The organism is Nautilia abyssi, from assembly GCF_055388085.1.
The window spans coordinates 431,814-452,018 of record NZ_AP042376.1; the positions used below are offsets into that span (position 1 = coordinate 431,814).

Sequence of the window (20,205 nt, forward strand, 5' to 3'; positions counted from 1 at the left end):
AAAATGTGCTATAATTTTTGCAAAGGATAAAAATGAAGGAAATAATACTTACGGTTTTTGTATTATTATTGGATTTTATGTATCCGGTGTTAAGTAAAAAACTGAAAATTTTTCTTTTTAAAAACAGAAAAAAACTTTCTTTCCGGCTTTTTTATTCCCGCGTAAATAAGATCGGTATTCCTCTGTTAGTGCTTTTAAATTTTAATGTTTTGACGTTTTGGCTTAAAAAATTTAACATTGCTTATGAAAATGCCGCTTTTTATATTAATCTTTTTCTGATTGCATGGGCTTTTTACGAAGTATTTAAATACATCGTATATACGATTATTTCTATAAAGCTTGCCCAAAAAGCCAATGTGAGGCGGGAGCTGTTTTTGCTTGTAATAAACCTTACGAAAGTGTTGCTTGTTATTGTGGTTTTCGTAATGATTCTGTCTCATTTGGGTGTTAATCTTACAGCAATAGTCACTTCCTTGGGTATCGGCGGTGTAATCGTAGGTCTTGCCGCCAAAGATACACTGAGCAATTTTTTTGACTCTATCCGGCTGGTAAGTGAAGACGCATTTCACCAGGGAGACTGGATTGAGACTAAAGATTTTGAAGGGTTCGTTACCGAAATAGGGCTGACTGCAACCCAGATAAGAACGTTTGACAATTCCCTTATAACGATTCCTAATTCCGTTTTGGCTAATCAGTGGATTAAAAACTGGTCAAGAAGAATAATCGGAAGACGTATAAAATTTTGGATTAAAATCAAATACACTACCGATACCAAAGAGCTAAACAGAGTTATTCAGGAAATCAGAACGATGCTTGAACATCATCCTCAAATCGTTACCGATAAAAAGATAGCTTTTCAGCTTAGAAAAAAAATGATGAAAAACACACTTTTTTCCATTGAAGACAAATACGGTGTAAGAAAAACACTTTTGGTATATCTTGACGAATTTGACGATTATTCTATGAATATACTTGTTTATGCCTTTTCAATTACGGTGGACTGGGAGAAATGGCTGAAAGTAAAACAGGACGTGCTGTATAAAGTACTGGAGATTATTAAAAATTCAAAACTTGAACTTGCTTATCCTACATCTGTTATATTTCACGACAGCAGGGATAATCTATGGAAAGAATAATTAAAAAGTATATTAAAAAACAAAATGAAAAAAATCTGCATAATTTAAGAATCGAGTGCAGGAAAAAGCTCTCTTTTTTACTAAAAGATGGACTGAGCGATGAAGGCTGCGAAAAAATATTAAAAAAATCTTCAAAGCTTAGAGATACGGATGTTATGCTCAAAATTTGCAAGAGTAAAAAGATTTTTAAAATATTAAAAAAAAGAAGAAAAAAACTAAATAAAAAATTTTTAAAAGTTCTTAAAACCGTAAAATTCAACGAAATAAAAGCAGAAAAACCCGTTAAAACCGACTTGGATACATGTAAAGAAATATTAAAAAAGAGTTTTTTAATAAAAAACGACAAACAGCTTCATAAACTGAGACTGAAAATTAAGGCGTGCAGATATACAAACAAAAAATATGAAAAAGAATTTAAAAAGATACAGGATATGTTGGGCAAAGCCCATGATTATTACAAATGCGAAAAAATATGCAAAAAAATGAATAAAAACTTTCTTTATGCATATATTAAAAAGAGAAAATTTATAATAAAAGCGGAAAAGGCCAGAAAAGAAATTCTTTCTATTCTGCCGCGCTAATTCCCATTCTTTTGCTTCTTTCCATCGCCTGTTGTGCCAGATATCTGTCGCCGAATTTTTCAAGATTGTCAAATTCCTGTTCAAATCCTTCGAAATGTCTTTCTTCATCGGCAATGATGGATTCGAAAATCTGTTTAGTTCCGGCATCTCTTGCCTGAGTGCATTCAACGGCAAAATCATTATACATTTCCATTGCCTCCTCTTCGCTTTTCATAGCCCATTCGAGCATTTTATGCGGTTCTCTTATATGTTCGACTTCATGAGCCGGTTTCATCTCGATTTCCCCACCTAAAAAGAGAATTCTTTCAGCGAATCTTTCGGTATGCAGCATTTCGTCTATTGCGGTTTTTTTAAATATTCCTGCAAGCAGGTCATATCCCAGATCATCCAGAATAAAATGAAAATACATATACTGGTGTATTGCGCTCAGTTCTTCAGCTACGGCTTTATTTAATAGTTCAATTGATTTTTTTTTGTCCATGTTAATTCCTTTTTTCTTATTATAGCATAAATTTATTAAATAATAATTTTTTTCCAATATATAATTAAAAATAATCATACTTATAAATTGGTATAATTAGAGAAAAAAAAGGCATGCTTTGAAAGCGGGATTTGTATTAAAACCGGTGGTTGACGATAATTTAAAACATCTCTATTTTAAAATAAAAGAAATTTTTGAAAAAAAAGGTATAGAAGTTTATATTGATATGGTTTCCGCAAAACTGATAGGCATACTCGGAATGGATTTTGAAAAAATGTGCCAGAGTGTTGATTTTCTTGTAACTTTAGGAGGTGACGGCACTCTTATTTCGGTTGCGAGGAGAAGTTATAAGTTCGATAAGCCGATTTTGGGAATAAATGCAGGCAAACTCGGATTTTTGACCGATATCAATCCAGACAATATTGAAGCGTTTTTGGATAAATTTTTAAAAGGAGAATACAGGGTTGATGAAAGAATGGTTATAGAAGTAAACTATCTGGATACAAAACTGTATGCATTTAACGATGTTGTGATAAGTAAAGACATAATATCATCTATGATTCATATAAACGTAGATACAAATGAGTCCCATCTTAACAGATATTACGGTGACGGTCTTATTATATCTACTCCTACGGGAAGCACCGCATATAATCTCAGCGCCGGAGGACCTGTGGTTTATCCTTTGACCGAAGGTTTTATATTGACTCCTATCTGTCCGCATTCATTGACGCAAAGGCCTCTTATACTTCCCAGCCATTTTGAAATAGAATTAGAAGTCGAAAACAACAATGCCAAACTTATAATAGACGGACAGGAAATTTTTGATATGAAGGGTAAAATAAAAATTAAAAAAGCATCCAATCCTGCAAAACTAATTCACAGAACCGAGAGGAATTATTTTGAAGTATTAAGGGAAAAACTTAACTGGGGAGACGGAAAGTAAATGAAAAGTGAAAAGTTAAAAGTGAAAAGCTGGAGGATTTTTAATGATTGAAAGGGTGTATCTTAAAGAATACGTAACGTTTGATGAGGTTGAGCTTGAGTTTAATGAAGTCGAGCTTGAGTTTAGTAAAGGTCTTATCGTTTTCACCGGTCCAAGCGGAGCGGGTAAATCTGTTTTAATGAGAGGTATTCTGTCTATATTCGGGTATTTTGATTTAAATGCGAAACTTGGGGAAGCAGTCGTTGATAATGATGTTGATTTAGAAAAGTACGGGCTTGAAAATGACGACGTTTTAATTTTTAAACAGATTAAAAAAAATAAAAACAGGTTTTTTATAAACAATCAGGCCGTAAGTAAAAAAACGGTCAAAGAGATTGCTGATATTTTTATAAATTATCTTTCTTTAAGAGAAATAAAAGAGTTTGAAAACGAAAATATTATAAGTGTATTAGATAAAATGATCAAAGATAAAAATTATAAAACGCTGATTAAAGAATACAGAGAACTTTTTTATAAATATATGAAAAACAAAAAAGAACTTGAAACTTTGAAATCTTTAGAAAAAGAGGCAGAAGAAAAAAAAGAGTTTTTAAAATTCGAATTGGAAAAAATAGAACAGATTGATCCTAAACCCGGGGAATTTGAAGAACTTATGCAAATCAAAAAAGATTTAAGCAAAGTTGAAAAAATAAAAGAAAAAATTTTTGAAGTTGAAAGAATATTTGATTTTGAACACGGTGTTTATGAATTGCTTGAAATGAGCGGGGTTGAGAGCGAATTTTTTTCAAACGCAATGAATGAACTGAGAATTGCAATAGATAAAGCTCAGGAAAAAGCCGAGTATCTAGAAAATGTTGATATAGAAGAAGTTCTTGAAAGGCTTTCAAATCTGCAGGAGCTTATAAGAAGATACGGCAGTATTGATGAGTGTCTTCAGGCTTATGAGAAAAAGAAAAAAGAACTCAACGAACTTGAAAATCTCAGTTTTCAGAAAGAAGAGCTGGAAAACAGTATTTTGAATTATGAAAGAGAGCTGCTGCTTTTAGCCGGAAAAATTTCCGCAAAAAGAAAAAAATCCGCCGAAGAGCTTAAGAATAAGCTTAATTATTATCTTGAAAAACTGTATATGCCTAAAGCGGATATTGTTTTTAATGAAACTGAATTAAATTCGCTGGGAAAAGATAAAGTGGAAATAATAGTAAACGATATAGATATAAATACAATTTCAACAGGAGAATTTAACAGACTCAGAGTTGCGCTGCTTGCGAGTATGCTTGAATATGAGGATAATGAAAAAACTCTTTTTTTAGATGAAATAGATGCAAATTTAAGCGGTGAAGAAAGTATGAGCGTAGCCGAAGTGCTTAAATATCTGTCAAGTAAATATCAGATCTTTGCCATATCGCATCAGCCACAGCTTGCAAGTAAAGCGAATAAGCATTTTCTTGTTGAAAAAAAAGAAGGCAAAAGTATCGTAAAAGAACTTACTTTTGATGAGAGAGTTCAGGAAGTTGCCAGAATAATAGGGGGAATTGAAAAATCGCAAAAAGCCGTAGAATATGCCAAAGAACTTTTAAAGGATGAAAATGGTTAATATACTTTTACAAAAAATAAAAGAGCTTGAAACGGAACTGCTTAATATCAAACAGAAAAATTCGGAAACAAAAGAGCTTATTACTTCTTTGTGTAAAGAGTGTAAAATAGAAAAATCAAAAAAAAGCGAATTTAAAAAGAAGCTTCTTAAAATAATTTCAAATCTTGAAAATGTACATATCGAGAAATTTTATGATGAAAATAATGCGTTAAAATATACCAGTTTTATAGAAATTGCAAAAAACATAAACAGCGGGTTTTTAGTAATTGTAGATGCCGATGTGAGCGAAGAAAAGAAAAAATTCATTTTAGGTTTTTTAATAAATAAAATATCACCGTTTTTTACACTGCTTGATAATAAAATCATTGGAATAATAGATGAAAAACAGTTAAAAGAGATAAGGGCTTTGCATAAGATACCTTTTTTCAATTCACAAACCGGCGAATTTACAGAAATTGAAATTTACAAGGTTGTTTTTGATACGGACGAATTTAACGCTTTAAGTATTGAAAAAGCAAAAAAAATATTTGACGAACTGCGTATCAGGCCGAGTTATAAAAACAAACATTATATTGAATATTCTTTAATAAAAAATAAGGTAATTGATTTTGAAAAAGAAGAGCTAAATAAACAAAAACAGAAATTTGCATTTGTATTTGATGAAAAATATCCAAATTTGGAAGTTATTTTAAAAAGAGAAATAAAAAACATTCCTTTTATATTAGCTGTACTTGAAAGAATAGATGAAGAAATGGAAGATATTAAAAAATCAAAAGGTATTGAAAATATCGTAAACAGAATGCTAAACTTCATAGAAATGAATTTACCGGAAGAGGGGATTTTAGAAGAAGTTAAGTTTTTAAGACAAAGACTTTCTTCTTAATTTTAGAAAAACAAGAATAATTTTCATTAAAGTAGGGGAGAAGGGTGAAAAGAGTTAATATATATAAAAATTTGTTTGAATTGCTGCTTGAAGATTATAATGAATATAAAGAAAAAAAAGATTATCAAAATCAGTTTCGCACAGGAATGGATTTTTTAGAATCATCGATAAAATTTTTTGCAGTTTTGAATATTTCGGTATTAAAGTCTTTAGACAAAGAAGCGTTTGAGAAAATAATAGTTAATAATCTCAAAGAAAAACCTTCTTTAGGTGATTTTAAGAGCTTGGCCGTTTTTCCTTTCGGTAAAAAAATCAGATCATCGGAATATTTGAAAAATGAATTTTATTTATTTTTGGAAAACATATTTAAAAAAGAAAAGATAAATTTAGAAATTGATACGATATATTCCTTAAAAGGTGAAGAAAATAAAAAAATAAAACTGCAAAATCTTTTTAATCTTTTTGAGCAGTATCTTGTAAGTTTCAGAAATCACTTTCAAGGGCATTCGGCCTCATTCAGAATTAAAGAAGAAAATGAAAAAGAACGACTTTACATTGAAAAAACAATAAATGTTATAGGTCAGATAGTTGATAAATTAAATAACCATCTTATAAAAGTGTTTGAAAATATATATTTCAAACAAAACGGATTTAAAATAACTGCAGAATTTAAAAATATTCAAATAGACCTTTTACCTCTTATTGCGTATATTCCTTGTAATAAATATTCATGTTGTCTTGATGATAAATGTAATAATAAAAAAGTAAGAGTTTTCTTTTTCAATGAAAAAGATATTAGTAAAATTAATTTTTTGGATTATGGGTATAATCATTTTTACAATATAAAAGATTTGGCGGATAATGAATTTATTCAAGAGATTGAAAATCTTTTGTCTTTTGTAGGTGACTTTAGAAAGAAACAGGTTATATTTGAAGAAGTAACCAATGAAACTAAACATTTAAATCTTTTGGATAATTTTGTCGGAAGAGAAGAGGAACTTAAAAAACTTAAATCTCATATATTCAGCAATATCTCACAGGCAACGTTTACTTATATTACCGGAAAACCAGGTATAGGTAAATCGGCACTTGTCGCTAAACTTGTGCAGGAACTAAAAAAAGAAACTGGTAATTTAGAAACTTTTATTTTCTACGCTCAAAGTTCAAATATGGGAGGAAGCAGAGAAGAAGAGCTTAATACAGTTTATTCTAAAATAGAAAGTGTAATTACTGCAGTTTTGAATTTAAAAGGACTTAAAAACGACTCAGAGAGTGTAGCTGACAAGTTTGATGTTTTGTTTAAAATGTATGAAAAAAATGCAAATAATCCTCTTTTGATAATAATGGACGGACTTGATGAATTTAAAGACTGGCAATATATAATTGAAAATATTCCTATGAATTTTTCAAAAAATATTCATTTAGTGTTTACAAGCCGTGATTATTCCGAGATGAAATCCGTGATAACCAAAAAAGCGGCTGATTACAGTTCATCAATTGTCAAATATAAAGAAAATGACAGGTATTACTTACAGCTTGATAATTTAAAACCGTATGAAGTTGAGGATTTGATTTCTATAGCACTTCCGAAAGAGATTAAAAAAAGAGAAGATTATAATGAAATCATCCAAATAATAAAAGAAAAGTCCGAATCACTTCCTTTGTATCTTGATTATCTTATGACTACACTTAAAAATTCCAAAATAAAACTTGAAAAGTTTAAAAAATGGAGTAAAAAACTTCCTGAAGGTATCGACGAGTTTTATAATGATTCTTTTAACAGGGCTTCAAATACGGCAATGAAAATATTGAAGTTTTTATATTTAACATTTCAGAATGTTTATAAAAGGGATATAAAAGTAATATTTAAAGATTTGAATATTATTAAAGACTATAAAGAATTTGAAAAAGCATTTAATGAAATAGAAATATTTTTATATGAAACTGATGGAAAAATCGGGTTTTATCATCAATCTGTAAGTGATGCGATAGAAAAATATTTAAACGACAACGACGAACTTTTTATACTTGAAAATGAAAAAATCAGGGAAATTTTATACATCAAACCAAGAAATAAATATATATATTTGGATAAAAGAAGTGAAACTTTTACATTGCTTGAAACGGTTATCAGATATATAAAAGGTTTTGATGAAGAAGATATAAAAGATTTGCAACACTTTTATAATAGTCAGTTTTATCATATGTATTATCAATATATACATTTTAAAATCTATCAGTCACTGCTCGGTTTTGATGATGTAAAAAACGGAAATTATTACAATCTGGTAAAAAAAACCGGTGTCGATCATAAAATAAAGCAAGAAATTGAAGAGTTTTTAAAATTATTTGACAGTAAGCAAAATAAATTTTTATTTGAAATAAAATATGCTTATGAACTTTCTTTTCTTATTAAAAATTACAAAAAAGTTTTGAAATATATGGAATTGTATCAGGACTATATTTATGATAAGTTTTTTGAAATTGTATTAAATATTAATAAACCCGAGTATATTAGAGAATTTATAAAACACAAAAACGATTGGATAAACAACATACCTCAAGAACTTAAAGATTTTTTTATAGAAATCATAGCCAAACAAGAGCATTTATCAGATGAGTTTGTTGAGGTTATGGAGTTTTTGGATGATGAGTATAAGGTTAAATTGATTGATAAGATAGATGTTGAACTAGCACTTGGAATTGTGGAAAAGATAAAGGATAAAAAAATTGATAAAAATGCCATAAATTTGAAAATAATAGAGAATAAAATTAAAAATATATTAGATGAAGGTTATAAAAACGAAGCATTAAAAAAAGTTATAAAGATTGATGATATAGAAAAAATAATCAAAAAAAATAATAATATAAAAACATTGAATAAATTATTGCAATATTTTTTTGATGTTAATGCATTGACACAAAAAAAAATTATTACAATGTTGATAAATAATAATTTGTTACATGAAGCATTTATTGTTGCAAAACATGTAAGAATAAAAAAAATTAAATTAGAACTTTTATTAAATATTGCAAAAAAAACTAAAGATATAAAATTATTAAATGCAATTTTAGAAAGTATAAAGACATATGAAAAAAATGATGAAGAAGAATTTGTTAAAGAGATTTTAATAGAAGTTTTATTAATAAAATTTCGGCATATAAAAAATTATAATATTTTAAATGATATTAAAATATTAATTAATAAAAATATAAAAAATGAATATACTAAGTGGAGATTTTTATTGGATATAGCACAAATAATTAATGACCAAAAGATGATGCTGAGTATTTTTGAAAAAATTGATGAAAAAATACAATCTATAAGTAAAAGTAATTTCTATTATAGTGATTTAATATATGATGAATCATATGAGTATATACATTTACCATTTTCAAAATTATTAATTAAAGTTATTCAAATATTAATTCGACAAAGTGCACTTGATATTTCTTTGTCCCTGGTAAATATTATTTCTATAGAAAAATATCGTTTAGAAGCATTGTCTATAATAATAAATAATGTTAAAAAAAAGGAAGAAGTTAAAAAAATTATAAATATAATTAAAGATTTTGATTTTGGAGAAGAAGATTATGTATACGAATCAAAAACTTTTGAAAATTTATTAAATAAAATCTACTTTTTCGGTATGTTTTATGAATTTAATAATTTTATAAACAGTATTAATCAAAAAGAAATACAAGTATTATTGTTGTTAAAAATGGCTCAAATTACAAAAAACAAACGTTTATTTAAAAGAGCGTTTTTATTAATAAAAGAGATGGATAATGAAATTAAAAAATATCATATTATTTTAAAAATTATTAAAATCATGATTGAACAAGGTTTTATTAAAGAAGTACTTGTTATAATTAATAAAATATATTTACATAATATTAATAGAGATGAATTATATTATTTGGTGATTAAAAAGATAATAAATCAACAAACAATTGAAAATATTTTATTACTAATTAATAAAATTGAAAATTCACAAATTAAGTTAAAAAGCTATTCAAGTATTATAGAATATTATAACAGAGAAAAAAAAATACTAAAAAATATATTTAAATTCATTAAAACTCATATTAAAAATAATGAATTAAAAAAAAGAAGATTTATAAATGTAAAATCAATTTTTAAAGAGAAAAAATTAAAAAGTTCGAATGTAAATAAAAATTGTGAAATTATAAAACAAAAAAAAGAATCTAAAAGCTCTGATGATATTATGAAAAATATTGAAATTATTATTTATTCTATTCATCAAAATTTAAAAAAATATATAAAAATTGAAAATGATTTATTAAAGGCAGAGAAAAAAAATAATTTAGAATTATATGAGAATATTCTAATTAATAGTATTAATGAAATTAATAAATTTAATATAAAAGAAGTAGATGTTGAAGATTATTTTTCAATGATTTTTAAAGTAATTAATAAAATTACAAAAGAAAAATTTATAAATAAAACTTTAGAAATTTTTGATAAAAGTGATGATGTTATTTTTATAATTGATGAATATATTGAAAATTATGATAATTTGAATGGTGAAAATGATAACAATATTGTTTGTATGGATATAAAAGAGTATAAATTAAAAATATTAATTCAAATTGCAAAAAAAACTAAAAATATTACATTATTTAACAAAGCCTTTAAAAAGATAAACGAATTTTCTTCTGAATACGTCAAAGAGTTTTATTTAAATGAAATTATAAGTAATTTAATTGAAATTAATTTAAAAGAAGAAGCATATAATGTTTTGAATAAAATTAAAGAAAAAGAAATTAAAATAAAATTATTATTTAAATTTGCTTTATTAACTAATGATAGATATTTAATTAAAGAAATATTATTAAATAATAATGAAATATTATATATATTTGATTATAATAATTTAATAAAAATAATGTTAAATTTTAATGATGAAGAAATATTACATTTAGCAATTAAATATATAGTGCTAATTATTATAACTAAAGAAAAAATTGGAAATACTTATGAGTTGTTAAAAAAGACATTAGATTTATTCAAAAGCAAACAAAATTTAATAATTTTTTCAAATATTATTGAAAATCCGTTATTACAAATTGAATTAATTAGAAGAATACATATATTAGAAACGTTGGATGTTGTTTCCATTTTATCACCTGAAGATGTTCTTGAATATTTTGAAATTACTGAAAGTAAAAAAAGTGGACTTGATATAATTATCGAAGAAACTAAAGAAAAACTTAAAAGTATGGATAAAAAAGAACAGAGAAACATTATTAGGGCGTTAAAAGAGAAATTTTTATCCGATGAAACGATTTTAAATGAATTTATAGAAAAATACGGGGATAAGTTTGATATTGAAGACAGGGACGATTTTATAGAAGAGTTTACTTTCGGTAATTTTAAAAAAGTATTTATTGAGGAATAAATATGACCAGACAGGAACAGATAAAATATATAGGTAATAATTCGGTAATATCACAATATAACGATAAATTGAATTTTCTTTCTTATTTTATAATCCCTCTTCCTCAAAGGTTTTATGAAAGAGGTATTTCAGCTGATGAACTTGAAAAGAGCGGATGGAGAATTTTGAATAATGAAAATAGGAGTTTGGATCCTTTAAATGAAATAAAAAAATATATTTACGAAAGCATGATTCCGTCAGTTGATTTAAAAAAATTACAGAAATTTAAACCTAATCTGCTTTTAAGAAAAGAGTTGGATAACAAAGAGTATTTTATTAATACTCAAACAGACGGTAAAAAAATTAAGATATTAATCAGCGAAATTGATGTGTGGATTTTAGATGCTAATATTGCTTTTTTTGTTTTAAAGTTTGAACTACCAGTTGAAAACAAAATATCTTTAAATGAAATTTCTTGTATGGTTAACAGAAATTTGAGGGATTTCAGGGATTTAATGGTTGAAAATAATAATATTAGGGTTAAATATCAAAAAGAAGTGTCAAATTTTATAGATTGGATATTTGAACTCACCAAAACAGGTGAAAAAACATTTTTAAACATTGAAAAAAATGATTTTGAAAGGTATGAATTTTATCCGATATACAATTCATCATATTATGCAAAAATGTTAACCGCTGTTCATGTTGATATTGATGAAGAAATATTAAAAAAAATAGAATCTGACTATGAGGAGGAACTGAAAACTATAGAAATTGACGGAACGGGTGTAATAGAAGAGGTACCTTTTTTATTGGCCACAACTTCAGAATTTTATCCACAAAAATTGTGGGAAGCGAATGAAAGCTATATAAATGAAACTGTCAGTAAAGGCGGAATAAATATATGGAAATACTGGTCCGGTCTTGCTGTTAAAGATTCATTAGCGTTTTTTTCGATAAACGAAGGTGGAGGCATGATTGTATCAGCTTGCAGGAGTGTTAATTATTTTATTTATATTTTAAATTTATACGTAAATTACAGGGTTAAATTACTGGAACATATGCTTATAGAAAATAAAGATTTTATTGATATTGAGAGTGACCTTAAAAAACTTGAAGAAGTGCAAAAATTGCACAATATGTTTATGAGTGAAGAAATAGCAGTTAAATTTCAGCCTAATGAAATACATAAATCAATAATGAAAGGTCTTGAGACAAAAGAGCTTTTCGATGAAGTAGAAGACAATATAAACAAAACTTATCAGCGAACAAAAGACAATACTGACATTCTTGTAGGTATAGGTATGGGGTTTGTAGGTATTGCGGGTACTTTTTTGTCAAAAGAGTGGCTTGTGAAAACTTTTAACGAACATCCTTTTGTTTTTTCATCCGTAAGTATATGTCTGATGGCTGCGATGTTTGCAATGATAATAAAAAGAAAATTAATTTATAAAAAAATTGCAGAGTTTAAAAAAAATATTTCAATAAAATAAGGAATAAGAATGAGTGAAATTTTTTTTAATGAAGATATGTTTGATGATTTTATGGATGATGATTTTGAATCTATTTTTGATTTTGTATCAACGGAAGAAGAATCCGAGGCGGTTAAATTGTATGAAAATAAAGATATTGAAGGTTTGAAAAATTTTATAGATAAATTAGAAAAAAAATATAGTGAGGAAAAAATAATTTTTTTAAAAGCACTTTATGCTAATTTGGCCGGAGATGTAAAAGAAAAAGAACTGATGATTAAATCATTGGAATGCTATGAATCCGGAGAATTAGAATACAATGCGGCAATAGCGGTTTATTTGGCAAATTTTTTAAAGAAATATTATAAAGATAAGGAAAGTCTGGAAAAAATAAATTCATTTATTATAGATCAGATAAATAAAAGACACAATGATTTTATTTTAATCGAAATGTCTAAAAAAATTGTATTTATTGTTTTTGACGCATTAAACTGGCTTAAAAATAATTTAGAGTTAAACAAGAAAGAAATTGTAATGTTGAACTGGTTTGTGTTGAAATTTATTAACATTTATTATCGATTTTTAGTAAATAATATGACTGATAAAGAAAAAAAAGTTTATTTTAATAATTATCTGAGAATTATATGGGAATTAAGGGATTACTTAAAAAAAGAAAATGAAAAACTATTTTCACCTATTTTTGAAGGAGTAGTTTGGAGTAAAATTAATTTTTTTTCAAAAAATGATGAAGAAATAATAAAAAATATAATGAAATTAGGTTTGGATAAGTCTTTAGCCGAAGAAATCTATATGTATGTTAAAGAAAATGAAGAAAACTATGAAGACTGGTTTTAAAGGAATATAATGAATAATTTAAAAAATTTCAAAGATAGATTTGATGATTGTTTTTTTGAAGATATTATTGATGAAATGAAAAAATTCAAATCTTCTTTAATTGTTGAAAAAAAGTTTAATATTAATAAACCAAAAGAAAATAATAAAGAATTTATAAATTATAATCCTTTAGAAATATCAAAAAAGCTTAAAAAAGTTCTTCCTAAATATATTTTCGGACAGGATCATGTTGTTGAAAAAATAGTTGATTCTTTTAAAAATAATTTGATAGATACAAAGGGTCCAAAAGCTACGTTTTTATTTTTAGGACCTCCTGCAACCGGTAAAACATATTTGGCACAGACAATAGCTAAAATATTTGAAGGGTATGAGTTTAGAGTTTTTGATATGGGTCAGTTTACCAGAGCTGACAGCGGTATGACTTTGTATGGAAGTGATTTTAAGTTTGCAAATTCTAAGCCCGGTTATTTGACTGATTTTGTCTTGAAAAACCCGAAATCCGTTATAGTTTTTGATGAAATAGAAAAAGCTCACAACAGTATTCAAAATGCTCTTTTACCAATATTTAACAACGGTAAACTTGTAGACCAATGCGGATGGGTGGAAAAAGACGGACAATATATTCCTTTTGACGGAGAAAAATCCAGAACTGATAAAAAATATCCCGCTTTTCCTGAAATACAGGAAGTGGATTTTAGTGAAACTGTTTTAATATTTACATCAAACGTAGGTAAAGAGCTTTATAATTCTAATTATTTTTGGGATATAGTTAAAGATGATTATAATAAAGCCGAACAGATGATTATCGAATCTCTGCATAAAGAAACAAAACTGGAAGAAGGGAGAGAAGTCCCTGCAATTACGCCACCGTTTCTTTCAAGACTAACAAGCGGGGAACTTTTATTGTTTAAAAAGTTAAATTTTGAAAATCTAATAAAAATAGTAAAAGAAGTATTAAACAAATACAGAATTCTTGTACTGGAAAAATATAATATATTTATTGAAGATCTGAGTGATGTTGTTTATACGTTATTACTTCTGAGTTATGCACCGAGAATTGACATAAGAAGACTTAAAAGCAAAATAGGAAGTGATTTTTTTGATTTGATTAGCGATTTTATTGTTGATAATAACTTGGAATTAAATGTAAAAAGAGAAGTAAAAATAGATATTTCAGAAAGTGTGAAAAAATTTTTTTATAATGAAATTTTACCTTTGACGAAAGAAGACATAATTAAATTTATGTTTCGAAAAAACCTAACACTTAGACTTAAAAAAGAAGTTGAGTTACACGGTAATGTTTTTATATACAAAATTACAAATGCCAGTTTTGAAAAAATAAAAAAAATGAGTGATTATGAAGATACGATTGTTTTTGAAATACCTAATGTCGGCTTTGATGACATAGCAGGGCATACAAAAGCAAAAAAAAGATTAAATGAAATTGTCAGACTGTTAAAAAGTCCTAAAAAACTGAAAAGTTTAGGAATTGATATACCGAAGGGAATACTTTTATACGGACCTCCGGGGACAGGTAAAACTATGCTTGCCAAGGCTATGGCAAAAGAATCCGGTTTGCCGTTCTTAGCTACAACAGGAACTGATTTATTAAATCTTGAAACAATTGACAAAGTTTTTGATACGGCAAAAGAATATGCGCCAAGTATAGTATTTATTGATGAGTTTGATGCAATAGGTAAAAGGGGAGTCAATCAGGGTAGAGAAATAATAATTAATAAATTATTGTCAAAAATAAACGGATTTGATGATATTGAAGATGTGTTTATTATAGCGGCAACAAATTATCCTGAAAATATTGATCCTGCTTTGTTAAGGTCCGGAAGGATTGATTTGAAAATTGAAATAAAAGCGCTTGATAAAGATGCAAGGAAATATTTTATAGAAAATATCATAAACAATTATAAATCAGAAGGTGAGTTTAATATTGAAAAACTTGTTACATTAACTACGGGAATGAACGGATCAGATCTGGAAAAGGTAAAAAGAGAAGTCGGGCTTGAAATGTTAAGAAACGGTAAAGAATATTTAGACGAAAAACTTTTAATTGAAATGATTAATACTGTAAAGTTTGGTGAAAAAATTGAAGATATAGATATAAGTAAAACACTTAAATCTACAGCAATACATGAAGCCGGACATGCAGTAATAAGTAAAATATTAAAACCTGAAGTAAAAATAGAACAAATTACTATTACTCCACGCAGTAAAGCGCTTGGTTTTGTTGCATATAATAATGAAGGTTTTTTTAAAAATCTAAGTAAAGAAGATATAAAAAAAGAACTACAAATCTTATTAGCAGGAAGATATGCGCAGATAAAAAAATATGGGATGGCAGGAATTGACAGTGGTGCAAGCAATGATTTAGAAAAGGCTACCAATCTGGTGTATATTGCAATTACAGAATTTGGTATGGATGAAGAAGTTGGTAATGTAAATTTATCAAATTTAAAAGATTTAAAAATAAGTCTGGATGAAAAAATTAGAGACAGAGTTTTAGTTTGGATAAAAGAGGCTGAAACGGAAGTTCAAAAGTTGATTGACAAAAATTGGGACAAAATTGAAAAAATTGCAAAAAAATTACTTGAAGAAGAAATACTTGATGAGGATGAGTTTTTAAAACTTTTGAATAAGTAAAAAATATGAAATTTATTAATGGTGCGACGGGAGGGACTCGAACCCTCACGGGCTAACGCCCACAAGGCCCTCAACCTTGCGTGTCTACCAATTCCACCACCGTCGCGCGGATTGAAATTATATCAAAATGATCTGTTATGTTCAATAGTGTTAAGGCTTTTTGCGTGTTTTTATTAAAGATGTGTTTTAATGTTTGAATTTTAAGTGTTGTTATAATTAAAAATAGAAAAAGTAAAATAAAAAAATTGATAATAGTGACAGACACTAGATGTTGTAAAAAATAAAAAAACCCGAAAAAGGGTTTTGATATTAACCTAAGAACGGGTTAGCGTAAAGTGCGATAAGTGCAAGTACAAGTGCGTAAATAACTTGCGCTTCGATCATCGCTAATGCGATGAACATTGTACCCATAAGTTTACCACCCATACCAGGGTTTCTTGCTGTACCAGCGATTGTTGCCGCAGAAGCGTGCCCCATACCGATTGCACCACCAAGTGCTGCAAGACCAAGACCTACAACAGCTGCTACTACGCTGTATGCTTTAATCATTGTGTCACCATCTGCTGCGAAAGCAAATGCTGCGAAAATTGCCATAAGAGCTACGATTTTTTTCATGTTTCTTCCTTTTGTGATATTTTATTACGCCACGTCCGTTCGGCTTGCGTATCCCTACTTAACACGTAACGCATTGAAATTATAACCAAAAATTTTGTAAATATTAATAGTTATTTAATATTTTTTAAAAAATTCCTTATTCTTTCTGCCGCAGTTTCAAGTTCATTAATATTTTTGGTGTATGCAATTCTGATAAAGTTATTAAAATCACCGAAATCAATTCCCGGAGTTGCAGCGACTTTAGCATCTTCAAGCAGAGTGTTGCAAAATTTAAGTGAATTGTCTGAGTATTTACTTATATCACACCATAAATAAAAAGCTCCTTCAGGTTTTGCTATAGGAAAAAGATCTTTTAGTTCGTTATATAAAAAGTCTCTTCTTTTTTGAAATTCGTCTTTTACTGTATTGAGATGTTGATAGTCAAAAGCTTCCAACGCTGCATACTGAGAAAGCGTAGGGGCAGATATCAGGATATTCTGAGCAATTATTTCCGCATTCCTTTTAAATTTCTCCGGCACTATCATCCATCCGATTCTCAGACCCGGCATACAGAAATATTTGCTAAACCCGTTAATAACAATGGCGTTTTCGTTATATTTCAGTGCGGTTGTGTAATCATCCGAATATACCAGTCCGTGATAAAGTTCATCGCTAATAAGAAGCTTGTTTTCGTTTTGACAGTAATCACATATGCTTTTTAAATCTTCTTTAGAATATAACGTACCTGTAGGATTGTTTGGCGAAGATATCATAAGCGTATCGAAATTGTACCTGTTTAAATCTTTAGGGTTTAATTTGTATTCCGGAAAGCAGGTAGGGATTTTAATGAATTTTTTATTTTCAAGCTCAGCAAAATTTTCATAGCAAGGATATCCAGGAGTAGGGGTGGCAATAATTTTTGAAAAATAAAAAGCTATTAAAAACGCTGTAGATGTTCCGGTGGTTACTATTATATTTTCAGGATTTACTTCAACGTCATACATAGTTTTATAATGTTCCGATATTTTTTCTCTTAGTTTTTTTAGTCCTTTTGCTTCGGTGTAAAAAAAACTGTTGTTTTTAACTGACATTTCGAGTGCTGATTTTACTTTTGGAGAGGGCAGAAGGTCGGGTTCTCCTATTTCTAAGTGGATAACATCTTCGAGCTCCCTTGCTTTTTTCAAAATATCCATAACTATAAACGGTTTCATTATATGCCTTTTTTGTATAATTTTATCAAAAAGGATATAAATGGATTATATAATACTTGCAAGTATGGGTTTTTTTGCCGCTTTAACTCCCGGACCTGATATTTTTTATGTCATACGGCAGGGACTGTGCAAAGGGAGAGTTTCCGCGTTTTTGGCCGTTGCAGGTATTTTAACCGGTAATATAGTCTATCTGACACTTGTTGGAATAGGGCTTGGCAGTATTGGTCATAATCCGTATTTTCAGATGACAGTAGGAATTTTAGGCGGAATATATCTTTTTCGTATTGCTGTAGCGGTGTTTAACGAAAAAGTCCATATTGAAAAAAGATGCGACAATTATAAAAAGTTTGATATTTACAAACAGGCTCTTTTTTTAAATCTTTCAAATCCCAAGGCGATGATATTTTTCGCAGTAGTAATAACACCGTTCATGAGTAAGAATGTTATGTTAAGTCTGGTGAGTCTTTACGCAGGTATTTCTGCAGCTTTTTTAACAGCGGCCTATTTTAGCTCTAAACTGAATATTGAAGAAAAAATTATGAATGCGGTAAATAAGATTTCAAGCGCTCTGTTTTTGTTTTTTTCAGCAAGCTTATTCTATACGGCATACAAAGCTTCTTTAGCCGTTTTTTAATTTTTTCCTTTTTTTAACTGTTGTTATTTTAATATATTAGCTTAAAAAAATATTTCAGTGTTTTAAAGTTAAGTTATCTTTGTAAAATATCATGAATAATGCGATTAAATAAACTTGACAAAGTATATATCAATGTTGTATAATTTTGAAAACTTTTAAGGAGGAAAAAATGGCAGAAGTAAAAAAAGAAAATAAAGTAGCAGAAAACAAAGAAGTTACTAAAAATGTAGAGGAGGCAAAAGAAAATTACGTTGATGAAAGAGTGCAAAAAATAACAAAAGAAGCTACAGAGGCGATTAATGCAGTTGTAAAAGTAGTTGAACTTCTTGATAAAGAAAATAAAGAAGAAGTTTTGGAACAAATAGAAAAAGTTCTTGGCAAACTTGAAGTACTGGTTGCTAAAGATCCGACACTACAGGCTGTACCTGTGGGAGTAAGACAGGAAGTTGTTGATTTTCCGGGAACGGTTGAAGATGTTGAACTTGCAAAAACAGAAGTTGTTGCGTTAATTAAAAAGGGAGAAGTTGCGTTAGCGAGAGATATTATGTTAAATCTTGCAAGTGAACTGGATATCTATATAACAGCATTACCGATAGGGACATATCCGGTAGTTATAAAAGCAATTATTCCTTTAGTGGAAGAAGGTAAATTTAAAGAGGCTAAAGCGTTGATTGTTGAAGCGCTTGAAACATTAATTATTGAAAAAGTAGTAATTCCTTTACCGATATTAAGAGCTGAAAAAACTATAATAAAAGCCAGTGAAATGACAAAAGAAAACGATAAAGCAAATAAAGAAGAATTAAGCAAACTTCTTGAATATGCAAAAGAACAGCTGTTACTCGCACAGGCTTTAGGATACGGCAAAATTGAAACTGACTATAAAGATCTGTTCGAAGAAATAGAGAATATTGAAAACAAACTTAAAGGCGAGGAAGGTACAAAAGGAATTTTTGAAAATCTTAAAACAAAATTAAGTTCATTTATGAGCGGATTTAATAAAGTAAAAAATCCTACACAGATGCCTACAAAAAAAGAAGATAATAAAGAAGACATTAAAGACGAGAAGAAAAATCAATAAAACGGCACGTGAGGCTCGGCATATTTTTGCTTAGCCTCTACCTGTACAATTTCGTTTTCCCAAGGTTTTAACGTGTTTGAAATAATAAGGGCGGTAAGTTTATTACCGTAAACACATCCGGTGTCTATACCTGCTGAATTTCTTTTTATATTAGGCTCTTTAAACGGAGAGTGTCCGTAAACTACAAAGCCTTCATGGCCGTTATAAACGTCGGCCCAAAATCTTGCATTGGGATTATTATGGTTTAGCGGTAGAAATTTACCTTCTTCATTTACATCTCTCATAAACAAAAGCAGAGTCATTAAATTAAGTTTCGGATTGTTTAGATACAGCCTGTTGCTTATTCCTGCATGAATAAGAGTCAGATGGTTTAATTTCAAGAAAAACGGCATTGATTCTATAAAATCAAAATCTTTTTGTTTTAATTGAGGATACACTTTTTGCTGATCTTCATCCAAAACAACTTTTCGTCCCCAGTGTTTGCGAAGATGTTTGTATTCATGGTTGCCCATGATGGAAAATATATTGTTTTTTTGAGCATATCTGAGAGATTCTACGGGAAAAGGGCCTTTGTCTAAAATATCACCAAGACATATTTCAAAAGAATTTTTGGGAATGAGCCGTCTAAGCTCTTCCCATTCTTCAAGGCATCCATGAATATCGCCATAGATAACGTATTTCAT

The 20,205-nt window shown here is 28.3% G+C and carries 15 protein-coding genes and 1 tRNA gene; 11 read left to right on the forward strand and 5 right to left on the reverse strand.

What is annotated here, in order from left to right:
• Window positions 1-32: 32 nt before the first annotated feature.
• Together ACZ5EP_RS02200 and ACZ5EP_RS02205 are read left to right on the forward strand one after the other, a co-directional pair.
• Complete coding sequence (locus tag ACZ5EP_RS02200; RefSeq protein ID WP_127680572.1) at window positions 33-1,136, forward strand: mechanosensitive ion channel family protein; 1,104 nt, start codon at window positions 33-35, stop codon at window positions 1,134-1,136.
• Window positions 1,124-1,717 (forward strand): CHAD domain-containing protein, encoded by a 594-nt coding sequence (locus tag ACZ5EP_RS02205; RefSeq protein WP_127680570.1) that lies wholly within the window; start codon window positions 1,124-1,126, stop codon window positions 1,715-1,717. The genes ACZ5EP_RS02200 and ACZ5EP_RS02205 overlap by 13 nt, the downstream gene beginning before the upstream one ends.
• On the opposite strand, the gene ACZ5EP_RS02210 is transcribed toward ACZ5EP_RS02205, so the two are convergent.
• Window positions 1,701-2,198, reverse strand: coding sequence for a bacterioferritin (locus ACZ5EP_RS02210; RefSeq protein ID WP_127680568.1), 498 nt, complete (start codon window positions 2,196-2,198; stop codon window positions 1,701-1,703). The genes ACZ5EP_RS02205 and ACZ5EP_RS02210 overlap by 17 nt on opposite strands.
• Before the next feature lie 118 nt (window positions 2,199-2,316).
• On the opposite strand from ACZ5EP_RS02210, the gene ACZ5EP_RS02215 reads away from it, so the two are divergent.
• From ACZ5EP_RS02215 to ACZ5EP_RS02245, 7 genes are read left to right on the forward strand one after another with little or no spacing between them, the layout of a single operon-like run.
• A complete protein-coding gene (locus tag ACZ5EP_RS02215) occupies window positions 2,317-3,144 on the forward strand; it encodes an NAD(+)/NADH kinase (RefSeq protein WP_127680566.1) in 828 nt (275 codons plus the stop codon).
• A gap of 43 nt (window positions 3,145-3,187) precedes the next feature.
• Window positions 3,188-4,738, forward strand: a complete 1,551-nt coding sequence (locus ACZ5EP_RS02220) for an AAA family ATPase (RefSeq protein WP_464509254.1) — start codon at window positions 3,188-3,190, stop codon at window positions 4,736-4,738.
• Complete coding sequence (locus ACZ5EP_RS02225) at window positions 4,731-5,621, forward strand: hypothetical protein (protein ID WP_127680562.1); 891 nt, start codon at window positions 4,731-4,733, stop codon at window positions 5,619-5,621. Before ACZ5EP_RS02220 ends, ACZ5EP_RS02225 begins: the two co-directional genes overlap by 8 nt.
• A 44-nt stretch (window positions 5,622-5,665) precedes the next feature.
• Window positions 5,666-11,044 (forward strand): ATP-binding protein, encoded by a 5,379-nt coding sequence (locus ACZ5EP_RS02230; protein WP_464509255.1) that lies wholly within the window; start codon window positions 5,666-5,668, stop codon window positions 11,042-11,044.
• A gap of 2 nt (window positions 11,045-11,046) precedes the next feature.
• Complete coding sequence (locus ACZ5EP_RS02235; protein ID WP_464509256.1) at window positions 11,047-12,516, forward strand: hypothetical protein; 1,470 nt, start codon at window positions 11,047-11,049, stop codon at window positions 12,514-12,516.
• A 9-nt stretch (window positions 12,517-12,525) separates the two neighbouring features.
• Entirely contained in the window at window positions 12,526-13,350 is an 825-nt protein-coding gene (locus tag ACZ5EP_RS02240; RefSeq protein WP_464509257.1) for a hypothetical protein, read from the forward strand.
• A 9-nt stretch (window positions 13,351-13,359) separates the two neighbouring features.
• On the forward strand, window positions 13,360-16,005 hold the full coding sequence (locus ACZ5EP_RS02245) for an AAA family ATPase (RefSeq protein ID WP_464509258.1): 2,646 nt from the start codon (window positions 13,360-13,362) through the stop codon (window positions 16,003-16,005).
• A 19-nt stretch (window positions 16,006-16,024) separates the two neighbouring features.
• Here the strand turns inward: ACZ5EP_RS02245 and ACZ5EP_RS02250 are convergent.
• The 3 genes from ACZ5EP_RS02250 to ACZ5EP_RS02260 all read right to left on the reverse strand — a co-directional run bounded on the left by ACZ5EP_RS02250 (window position 16,025) and on the right by ACZ5EP_RS02260 (window position 17,810).
• A tRNA-Leu gene (locus ACZ5EP_RS02250) sits at window positions 16,025-16,111 on the reverse strand.
• A gap of 203 nt (window positions 16,112-16,314) precedes the next feature.
• Entirely contained in the window at window positions 16,315-16,620 is a 306-nt protein-coding gene (locus ACZ5EP_RS02255) for a F0F1 ATP synthase subunit C (protein ID WP_123351882.1), read from the reverse strand.
• 110 nt (window positions 16,621-16,730) lie between these two features.
• On the reverse strand, window positions 16,731-17,810 hold the full coding sequence (locus tag ACZ5EP_RS02260) for a pyridoxal phosphate-dependent aminotransferase (RefSeq protein ID WP_464509259.1): 1,080 nt from the start codon (window positions 17,808-17,810) through the stop codon (window positions 16,731-16,733).
• Window positions 17,811-17,850: 40 nt separating this feature from the next.
• Between ACZ5EP_RS02260 and ACZ5EP_RS02265 the strand changes: the two genes are divergently transcribed.
• Both ACZ5EP_RS02265 and ACZ5EP_RS02270 read left to right on the forward strand, forming a co-directional pair.
• Entirely contained in the window at window positions 17,851-18,444 is a 594-nt protein-coding gene (locus ACZ5EP_RS02265) for a LysE family translocator (RefSeq protein ID WP_464509260.1), read from the forward strand.
• Between the two features lie 169 nt (window positions 18,445-18,613).
• Window positions 18,614-19,522: a YfdX family protein gene (locus tag ACZ5EP_RS02270; protein ID WP_464509261.1), complete on the forward strand. Its 909-nt coding sequence runs from the start codon at window positions 18,614-18,616 to the stop codon at window positions 19,520-19,522.
• On the opposite strand, the gene ACZ5EP_RS02275 is transcribed toward ACZ5EP_RS02270, so the two are convergent.
• Entirely contained in the window at window positions 19,516-20,205 is a 690-nt protein-coding gene (locus tag ACZ5EP_RS02275; protein WP_464509262.1) for a metallophosphoesterase, read from the reverse strand. The genes ACZ5EP_RS02270 and ACZ5EP_RS02275 overlap by 7 nt on opposite strands.

Excerpts from the sequence above, each read along its gene's own strand:
- ACZ5EP_RS02220 (WP_464509254.1), top strand. The coding sequence starts at position 3,188 with ATGATTGAAAGGGTGTATCTTAAAGAATACGTAACGTTTGATGAGGTT.
- ACZ5EP_RS02210 (WP_127680568.1), bottom strand. The coding sequence starts at position 2,198 with ATGGACAAAAAAAAATCAATTGAACTATTAAATAAAGCCGTAGCTGAA.
- ACZ5EP_RS02235 (WP_464509256.1), top strand. The coding sequence starts at position 11,047 with ATGACCAGACAGGAACAGATAAAATATATAGGTAATAATTCGGTAATA.
- ACZ5EP_RS02275 (WP_464509262.1), bottom strand. The coding sequence starts at position 20,205 with ATGAAATACGTTATCTATGGCGATATTCATGGATGCCTTGAAGAATGG.
- ACZ5EP_RS02205 (WP_127680570.1), top strand. The coding sequence starts at position 1,124 with ATGGAAAGAATAATTAAAAAGTATATTAAAAAACAAAATGAAAAAAAT.
- ACZ5EP_RS02265 (WP_464509260.1), top strand. The coding sequence starts at position 17,851 with ATGGATTATATAATACTTGCAAGTATGGGTTTTTTTGCCGCTTTAACT.
- ACZ5EP_RS02200 (WP_127680572.1), top strand. The coding sequence starts at position 33 with ATGAAGGAAATAATACTTACGGTTTTTGTATTATTATTGGATTTTATG.
- ACZ5EP_RS02245 (WP_464509258.1), top strand. The coding sequence starts at position 13,360 with ATGAATAATTTAAAAAATTTCAAAGATAGATTTGATGATTGTTTTTTT.
- ACZ5EP_RS02255 (WP_123351882.1), bottom strand. The coding sequence starts at position 16,620 with ATGAAAAAAATCGTAGCTCTTATGGCAATTTTCGCAGCATTTGCTTTC.
- ACZ5EP_RS02270 (WP_464509261.1), top strand. The coding sequence starts at position 18,614 with ATGGCAGAAGTAAAAAAAGAAAATAAAGTAGCAGAAAACAAAGAAGTT.
- ACZ5EP_RS02240 (WP_464509257.1), top strand. The coding sequence starts at position 12,526 with ATGAGTGAAATTTTTTTTAATGAAGATATGTTTGATGATTTTATGGAT.
- ACZ5EP_RS02260 (WP_464509259.1), bottom strand. The coding sequence starts at position 17,810 with ATGAAACCGTTTATAGTTATGGATATTTTGAAAAAAGCAAGGGAGCTC.
- ACZ5EP_RS02225 (WP_127680562.1), top strand. The coding sequence starts at position 4,731 with ATGGTTAATATACTTTTACAAAAAATAAAAGAGCTTGAAACGGAACTG.